We start from the raw sequence: 9,399 nt of genomic DNA on the forward strand, positions 1-9,399 counted from the left end.
GCGCTTTTTTTATGACTATACACTAGTTGCTTACATATCAAGCAGAATACGAGTTGGATCTTCCAGGATTTGCTTAACGCGAACCAGGAAACTAACCGATTCTTTACCGTCAATAATCCGGTGGTCGTACGACAGCGCTACGTACATGATTGGCCGGATCACAATTTCACCGTTCACGACGACTGGCCGCTCAACAATGTTGTGCATACCCAGAATAGCCGACTGGGGGGCGTTGATGATCGGCGTCGACAGCATCGACCCGAACGTACCCCCATTAGTGATGGTAAACGTACCGCCGGTCATCTGCTCAATGGTCAGCTTGTTGTCACGAGCCAGGCCCGCTAAGCGCACGATTTCTTTTTCGATCTGCGCAAAGCTCATCTGTTCGGCATTCCGAATGACGGGTACGACTAAGCCCCGATCGGTCGAAACGGCGATAGAAATGTCGCAGAAGTCATTGAATACCATGTTGTCGCCGTCAATCTGCGCGTTCACGGCCGGGAAATCTTTCAGGGCAATGGTAACGGCCTTCGTGAAGAACGACATGAAGCCCAGACCTACGCCGTTTTTCTCTTTAAACTTATCTTTGTACTTGTTCCGAAGGTCCATGATCGGCTTCATGTCTACCTCGTTGAAGGTAGTCAGCATCGCCGTTTCATTTTTAACCGCTACCAACCGGCGGGCAATCGTCCGACGTAACGACGTCATTTTCTCACGACGCTGATTACGACTGCCAACCGCGGCAGGGGCCGGAGCTGGTGCAGACGTAGCTGGCTTTGGGGCGGCCGGGGCAGCACTTGGCTGCGGAGCCGCCTGAGCAGGTTGTGGAGCAGACACAGCGCCTGGCTGCGCTTTTACCGCATCTTCTTTGGTGATACGTCCCCCCACGCCTGTGCCTTCTACCTGCTGGGTTTCAACGCCTTTTTCGGCCAGAATTTTGGCCGCAGCGGGCGAGGGATAATGAGCGGCATAGCCGTTATTTTGTCCGTTGCCTGCTGGCTCTGTTGCCTGAGCGGGCTGCGACGGGGTCGACTGCGGAGTAGTCGCTGCCGGAGCCGACGTAGCGCTCGTCTCGATTTTAGCAATTAGGGCACCAATCGGCAGTGTTTCACCAGCCTGGGCGACAATCCGTAATGTTCCGGCGGCTTCAGCGGGTAGTTCAAACGTAGCTTTGTCCGATTCGAGTTCGCACAGTACCTCATCCAGGGCCACCTGATCACCGTCTTTTTTGCTCCACGTCGCAATGGTCACTTCGGTAACTGACTCGCCTACAGCCGGAACTTTCATTTCGATGACGCTAGAACCGGTAGCAACTGCCGCAGCAGCCGGTTCGGCTACGGGTTGCAGAGCGGGAGTCGGTTGGGCAGCGGGAGCTGCTGGCTCGGCAGGCTTAGCCGATTCGGCTTTAGCGGGTTCTGACGTTTGTGGAGCACTGGGGGAACTACCGCCGTCATCAATGGTACAGATGCTGGCTCCGATGGGTAATACATCGCCTTCCTGCGCCAGGATGTGCAGAATTCCGTCGGCTTCGGCGGTTAGCTCGAAGGTTGCCTTATCAGAGTCGAGTCCGCAAAGGACATCGTCCATCTTTACCTGATCACCCTCTTTTTTGTACCAGGTGCCAACGGTTACTTCAGTAATACTTTCCCCCACAGCGGGGATTTTCATATCAACGGCCATATAGCAGTTAGTCAGTTGGTCAGTCAGTAAGTCAATCAATACGAGCGGCAATCTACTCACCAACCTATTGACTGACCAACTGACCGACTGTTATTTATTCAAATGCTCTCCGAACGATGTCGGCTTGTTCCTGAGTATGCACTTTGGCATAGCCGGTAGCTGGCGACGCAGCAGCCTCGCGTGAAATGATCGGCAGCCGTAAGCCAACCCGTAGCAGATACGTCCAGTATCCCATATTCTCGGGTTCTTCCTGTACCCAGAACAGCTCGGCTTTTTTATACTGGGCCAGAATAGCACCCAACTGCGTTTCAGGCAGCGGAGCTAATTGTTCCAGCCGCACAATAGCTACATCGGTACGCTGATCGGCCTGCTGTTTATCGAGCAGATCGTAATAAATTTTACCGGTGCAAAGCAATACGCGTTTCACCTTTTTAGGATCGGCATACGTATCACCCAGTACCTCCTGGAACGAGCCTTTGGTCAGATCTTCCAGTGGCGAAACACACTTTGGATGACGTAACAGCGACTTGGGCGACATCACCACCAGTGGCTTGCGGAAGGGCCACGCCAGTTGCCGACGCATCAGGTGGAAGAAGTTAGCGGGCGTCGTAACGTTTGCAACAATCATATTATGCTCAGCGTAAAGCTGTAAATACCGTTCCGGACGAGCGTTCGAGTGCTCAGGACCCTGCCCCTCGTAGCCGTGTGGCAACAGCATCGTCACACCGTTCTGAATGCCCCATTTCGATTCGGCAGCAGCAATGAACTGGTCGATGATGAGCTGGGCACCGTTCGAGAAATCACCAAACTGCGCTTCCCAGATCACCAGTGCATGTGGATTAGCCATAGCGTAGCCATACTCAAAGCCCAGTACACCATATTCGGATAACAGCGAGTTATAAACCTGAAACTTCTGTTGTCCTTCCTGAATATGATCCAGCGACGAATACGACAGATTGGTCTCGGCATCGTGCAGAACCGCGTGGCGGTGCGAGAACGTACCCCGTTGTACGTCCTGACCACTCAGGCGAACCGGTTTGCCCTCAACCAACAGCGAACCATAGGCCAGCAGCTCGGCCGTGCCCCAGTTCACCATCTTCGTATCGGTGAGCATCGTCTGCCGGTCTTTCAGCAGCTTATCAATCTGCTTCAGCGGCTTGAAGCCTTCCGGAAGCTTCACCAATGCATCACCAACCGCTTGCAGGGTTTCCAGGGATACGCCTGTTTCGGGAGATGCTTCAAAATCCTGTGGCTCACTAAACCGGAGTTCAGCCCAGTCAAGGTCTAACCGGAGAGGCTTATAGGGAATCTCGGCCTTTTGCTTAACCCGGTCGAGCCGGTCCTGCAACTGCTTCTTGAATTCCGTGTCCATCCGCGTTGCCAACTCGGCATCGACATCGCCCCGCTGAATCAGCAGTTGGTTATAAAGCTCGCGCGGGTTGGCGTGCTTGTCGATGATGTTGTACATCGTCGGCTGCGTAAACTTGGGCTCGTCGGACTCGTTGTGTCCGTAACGCCGGTAGCAGACCATGTCAATAAACACGTCGCGCTTGAATTTCTCGCGGAACTCAACGGCCAGTTTGGCGCAGAAGATTACCGCTTCCGGATCATCGCCGTTTACGTGGAAGATTGGCGCATCGATAATCTTAGCCACATCCGAGCAGTAAATCGACGAGCGGGCGTCTTCAAAATCGGTCGTAAAACCAACCTGGTTGTTGATCACAAAGTGAACCGTACCACCGGTTTGATAACCGGCCAGCTTGGCCATCTGCGTTACTTCATATACGATACCCTGACCCGCTACGGCTGCGTCGCCGTGGATCAGAATCGGCATAATCCTGGTAAAGTCACCGTTATATTCTTCATCGGCCTGCGCCCGGGCAAACCCTTCGACAACCGGGTTGACGGCTTCGAGGTGCGACGGGTTAGGCGCCAGCTTCACGCTGATTTGCTTACCCATCGGCGTTTCGGTCAGGCTCGAATAGCCCAGGTGGTATTTTACATCGCCGTCGCCGTGTACTTGTTCCGGTACGTTTCCTTCGAAACCATCAAAAATGCTTTCGTACGATTTGCCCAGAATGTTGGCCAGTACGTTCAGGCGACCGCGGTGCGCCATACCAATCATCACTTCCTGAACGCCCAGTTCGGCGGCCTGGCCGATGATCGTGTCCAGGGCGGGAATGGTCGCTTCACCGCCTTCCAGCGAGAAGCGTTTCTGCCCTAAATATTTTGTTGCCAGGAAGTTCTCGAAAACCGTAGCTTCGTTGAGCTTCTCAAGAATACGCTTTTTCTCATCGAGGGTAGGCTCGAATACCAGGGCCTCTTTCTCGATCTTGTTTCGTAACCAGTTCTTTACGTCCAGCTCCCGGATATACATGTACTCGAAGCCGATATTGCCCGCATAGATCTTGCGCAGCGACTCCATGATGGTCCGTAACGTAGCGGGGCCAATGCCCAGCAACTTTCCGGACTCGAATACCGTATCCAAATCGGCTTCCGATAAGGCATAGTCGGGTAGATCGACGCGGGGCTGACGATCTTTACGGGCTTTGAGCGGGTTGGTTTTGGCCAGCAGGTGACCACGGGACCGGTAGGCCTTGATCAGGCTGGCAACCGAAACTTCTTTTTCTGCATGGCTCGCATCAACCGGGCGAACCGCCGTTGCCGCCTGCCCGTTTGTCGCTGAACCATTCGTTTTAGTGGCTCCGTTTCCGTTGGCCGTTTCGCCGTAGGTTAACGAGAACTCGAATCCTTTAAAAAATTGCTGCCAGCTTTCGTCAACTGATTGAGGGTCTTGCTTATAAGACTGATAGAGTTGATCTACGTAAGCCGCGTCGGAATTGGCTATATATGAATACTGATCCATGACGAGGGCGCGTCGTTGTTTTGACCCGCAAAGGTAGCGTATCGGCCAAACACTTGGCCGCAAAATTTACGGTTTTTATCCTACTGCTTGCTGATTACGACGGCCTTAGTGCTACAACAGTATAAACCCGCTTTTAGTTGGCGAATACCCGTTTTGCCTAACCAATTCATTACTAAGGCGAACAGCAGCTGTTTTCCTGCCGCTCGCCTGGCCATTAACCCCCAATACCCTCATTGGCTCCGGTAGTTCGACAAAGCTTCTATTTAACCTGTGTTTCTGCCCGTTCAGGTTGGGTTTCAGTTCTTCTGGCTCATCCGACAGGCAGTCGGCAAAACCGCCTGCTTCGATTAGTTTGACCAGCCTGCTGACATCTTCTCAGCGCGGGTTGTGTATATTTGACGGTAAATCGAGTGGCAAACTCCGCTTATGTCTGTCGGTGCTGATCATATTTCTCCAATTAGTTTCTCTCAACGATTACAACGGGCGTTAGGTATTCGTCCCGACGAAGCGCAGACAGTCGGGCTGTTTTTCGTTCATAATTTCCTGCTGGGTATCGGGACCATTCTCATTTATGTGGCTGCCAATGCGATTCTGCTGGAAAATGATCCGGAAACGAGCCTGCCCGTTGCATACGTAGCGTCGGCCCTGGCCATGATTGGCGTGGGCCGGTTATACGCTTACTTCGAACATCATTTAGCCCTGAGCAGCCTGGCGGTACGTGTCCTGCTGGTGGTGGTCGTCATGACCGTAGTCATTGGCGTTCTGGTGGTAGTTGGCCACTCCGTTGCGGCTGCGGTTGCCATCATGACAGGCTACCGAATTATTTATCTGTTAACAAATCTTGAGTTTTGGGGCGTATCGGCCGTTGTGTTCGACACACGTCAGAGCAAGCGGCTGTTCGGGGTCATCAGTTCCGGCGACATGCCCGCTAAGGCAATCGGGGCGATTCTGGCCGCGCTGGTTCACGCTCATGCCGATGTATTGCGGCTATTACTGGTTGCGTTTGGTGCCTTTCTGGCAGCTCTGTATGCCCTGCAGCAAACGGTTCGTTCGCACGAGGTTCACGCGCCACATCGCCCGGCCCGCGCCGTTCGACGGGAGCCATCGCGGTTAGTTGGTCAACGCTTCGGCGGCAGCGAACTTATCTTTTACATGTGCCTGAGTTTGGCGGCTCTGGCGGCCGTGGCTACGGAGATTGAGTACAGTTTTTTTATCAATGTTAAGCACCGTTTCCACGACCAAACCGACGTAATCCGCTACGTCAGTTACGTATTGACGTTAACGTATGGGCTGGCCATGCTGGTCAAACTGCTGCTTTCCCGAAAAGCACTCGATCGCTTCGGTGTCCATCGGTCGTTGCTTGTGTTGCCCTGGGCCGCTTTGCTGGGTTTGATTGGGTTAGTCATTTTAAACGGCTTTGCTCCGGAAGAAACGGTCATGGTCGTTTACTTCTGTTTGTTGTACCTTGTTTTCGAGGTTGTGCGCCGATCCTTATTCGATCCGGTGTTTCTGGTACTTTTCCAGCCTTTGTCCCCTCCGCAGCGCCTGAAAGGGCATACGGTAGCTAAGGGGCTTTATGAACCGATTGGCTTAGGACTGGCGGGTTTACTCATTTTTATTTTACACGCCCGGCCTGCCTTAGAGACCTGGATACCGCTGGTCTGGATTGCGTTACTGGGCGGGGCCGTTTGGCTGCTTCGTCGAACGTATCGGTCGTATCTGCACGAACTAAACGATGCCATTGGCCGACGCTTTCTGGAACGTGACCAGCTAGCGATGCCAACAGCCGCTCAGGTCAGTATCGTGAATCAGTTACAGAGCGACAGACCGGACGACGTAGCGGCCGCGATCGGCTGGCTTCATACAAACAATCCGAAGGAGTTGGTTAAGCAGGCTCCCGGGCTACTATCTCATACCGATACCAATGTACGTCGCCGGATTCTGACGGTGATGACCACGCTGGACCATCCGGTGCCGGTGAAGCCATTGACTCATATCGCCCTGGCAGATCCGGAGCCTTCGTTACGTCAGCAGGCGGCTTATCTCCTGGGGCGACGTATCAACGTTGAGCCGTCGGAACTAGCTCCGTTTATTCACCATACGGATGTAGCCATTCGGCAGGGGGCTATCCAGGGGGTTCTTGCCATGAACCCCCTGGATCCGGCGGCCCGGCAAAGTTTGGTCGAGCTGGCAAACGATGCCGACCCGGCTCATCAGCAGATAGCGCTGCGGTTGATCGCTCAGCTACGTCTGAACGACTTTGCTCCGCTGGTCAGGCAACAACTCGCCAGTTCCACCGATGCGGTCATGAAAGCCGCACTAGTTACGGCCGGTCAGCTTCACAACGCTGAGCTGAGGCAGCACCTGATCAGTAAACTAGCGGATAAGACTATCGGCTACCTCGCCACAAATGCCTTAAAAAATCAGGGAAACGAAATAATACCGGGATTACGGCAGGCCCTGCACACCACCAACGCCCGGTTAGTACAGGAGCGGATTGCCAGCATTTGCGGAACCATTCATACGCCGGAGAGCCGAAAGCTGCTCAATGAACTGGCCCGGCAGCCGGACGTAGTGGTTCGGAGCGCGGCCTTACGTGCCTTACGTCGATTTCCGAACGAACCCGCCGACGATGCCGAGTTCCGGGCGTTGCTACAGGAAGAAACGGCGCTGGCCCAGCGGCTCCTGCACGGTAGTGTACAGGAACCCGGTCTGGTAGAAACCCTCGACTACGAATTGTCGGTACTGCTGCAGCGGCTCTTCGACATCCTTACGCAGTTGTACGATTCGGAAACCATTGCCGGAGCCCGATTAGGCATTGGTCACCCCACCCGCGAACGCCGGGCCAATGCCCTGGAAATGCTCGACAACCTGGTTCCCAGAAGCGTTTATCAAACCATGCAGGCCTTGATCGACGATCTGCCCAAAGCCGAGAAAGTACAGATTCTGGATGCGGAATTAGGTTCACTTCAGGATCAGGAGCCAATCAGGGCTTTCATCCTGCGCATGGGCGAAACCCTCTTCTCAGCCTGGACCATCAATACGGTTTTGCGCGGGTTATCTTCGGCTGAAGAAACGGCGGCCCGCGACTCGTTACGTTCCCGCTTTCCGGCCTTATCGCCTTTACTCATGAGCCATTCAACCAGTTCGACGAACTTAATTGCCGAATACGACCGGGTGCTGCTGCTGGCCAATACCAGCTTATTTGCCCAAACGCCCGAAAACGTTCTCGCCAGTGTTACGCCCATTATGAAGGAAGAACATCACCCGGCAGGCGAGCAGATTTTCCGGAAAGGGGATTTGGGAACGGGCATGTACGTGATCTATTCAGGCGAGGTGGTTATTCTGGATGGTAATACGGAGCTGGCCCGGTTTAAACGGGGTGATTTCTTCGGCGAACTGGCCTTGCTGGACACCGAAGCCCGTTCTGCCACAGCCGAAGCGTTGACCGACGTTCGGCTACTCCGGCTCGACCAGGATGATTTTTACGATCTGATGGAAGAACGGGGCGAAATACTACGTAGCATCGTTCGGAGCCTGTCGGGCCGGATACGTCGGCAAAACGAACTCCTGACCAATCGCGCGAACCCGAACGTGGAAGTAAGCTAGCCCCGGCACTACGTCGTCGGCTCCGTGGTTTACGTCTCTATTGTGAGGTTAGCACACGACCCGTATCTTGCAGAGGTGACTATTCCTCTCTATTCATAACAACCATGAGTTTACCAACACCCGACGGTATAGGGGCTGTCATTACGACGGCCTGCGTGTTTCAATACCTCCGGCAGTTTCTGGACACGAAAACTCGCCTGCCCGACTGGGAGCCTTATCTGAGACGAATCTGGCTGATTAGTGTTGGTCTGTATTGTGTCGCTACAGTAGTACGTCTCGATAACATGTCGACGGGCTGGTACTGGCTCGCCGTAAGTCTTGTGTTGACGTACATGCTCCTGCAGTTGAGCGACTATCCACCGGCACGTACTGTTTTGCAGGCGCTAGCCCCGTCGATGGCCATCATCACCATCACCGGATTAACTGAAGATCTGGCACCCAAGTTCTATGATCTCTACGAAGACTACTTTGGCTCAGCCATGGCGTTTTCGATTTTATGGCTGACTACGTTCATGATCATGGCCAATCGCCAGAAAAAGTCACTGGTTAAGCTTGAAGCCGAACGAGAGCGCGAAGCCGAACAACGACGAATTATGGAGGCCCGAAAGCTCGAACTGGAGTACCTGGTCGCCGAGCGCACAGCGCTTATTACCCGCCAGAAGGAAGAGCTGGAAGAAACCATTACGGAACTGAAAGCGACCCAGGCGCAGCTCATTCAATCAGAGAAAATGGCGTCGCTGGGCGAACTGACGGCGGGCATTGCCCATGAGATTCAGAACCCCCTCAACTTCGTCAACAACTTCGCCGAGGTCAGCATCGAACTCATCGATGAACTCGCCCAGGAACAAACTCAGCCCCAGCCCGATACCCAACTCGAAGCCGAACTGCTGGAAGACCTCAAGCAGAACCTACAGAAGATCAGCCACCACGGCGGACGGGCCTCCAGCATCGTGCGGGGTATGTTGCAGCACTCCCGAGCCAGCAGTGGGCAGCGGGAGGCAACTGACCTCAACGCCCTGGCCGACGAATATCTGCGGCTGGCCTATCATGGCCTTAGGGCCAAGGACAAGACTTTCAACGCCAAGCTGGTGACGGATTTTGATGCATCTATTGGGCAAATCAGTCTGGTCCCCCAGGACATGGGCCGGGTGCTGCTGAATTTGTTCACCAACGCTTTTTATGCCGTCCAGCAGCGCCACAAGCAGGGCGAGCCCAACTATCAGCCCACCGTTACGGTAAACACC

At 54.1% G+C, this 9,399-nt stretch carries 4 protein-coding genes; 2 read left to right on the top strand and 2 right to left on the bottom strand.

Going from position 1 to position 9,399, the window contains the following annotated elements; genetic code table 11:
• Positions 1 to 30: 30 nt before the first annotated feature.
• Together odhB and ACYVBJ_RS26400 are read right to left on the bottom strand one after the other, a co-directional pair.
• Positions 31 to 1,680, bottom strand: a complete 1,650-nt coding sequence (gene odhB / locus ACYVBJ_RS26395) for a 2-oxoglutarate dehydrogenase complex dihydrolipoyllysine-residue succinyltransferase (protein ID WP_460985305.1) — start codon at positions 1,678 to 1,680, stop codon at positions 31 to 33.
• Between the two features lie 94 nt (positions 1,681 to 1,774).
• Positions 1,775 to 4,546, bottom strand: coding sequence for a 2-oxoglutarate dehydrogenase E1 component (locus ACYVBJ_RS26400; RefSeq protein ID WP_460985306.1), 2,772 nt, complete (start codon positions 4,544 to 4,546; stop codon positions 1,775 to 1,777).
• Positions 4,547 to 4,972: 426 nt separating this feature from the next.
• Between ACYVBJ_RS26400 and ACYVBJ_RS26405 the strand changes: the two genes are divergently transcribed.
• Both ACYVBJ_RS26405 and ACYVBJ_RS26410 read left to right on the top strand, forming a co-directional pair.
• Entirely contained in the window at positions 4,973 to 8,155 is a 3,183-nt protein-coding gene (locus tag ACYVBJ_RS26405) for a cyclic nucleotide-binding domain-containing protein (RefSeq protein WP_460985307.1), read from the top strand.
• A gap of 104 nt (positions 8,156 to 8,259) precedes the next feature.
• A partial coding sequence (locus ACYVBJ_RS26410; protein ID WP_460985308.1) for a sensor histidine kinase occupies positions 8,260 to 9,399 on the top strand: 1,140 nt, incomplete at its 3' end.

Source organism: Spirosoma fluminis, from assembly GCF_054778895.1.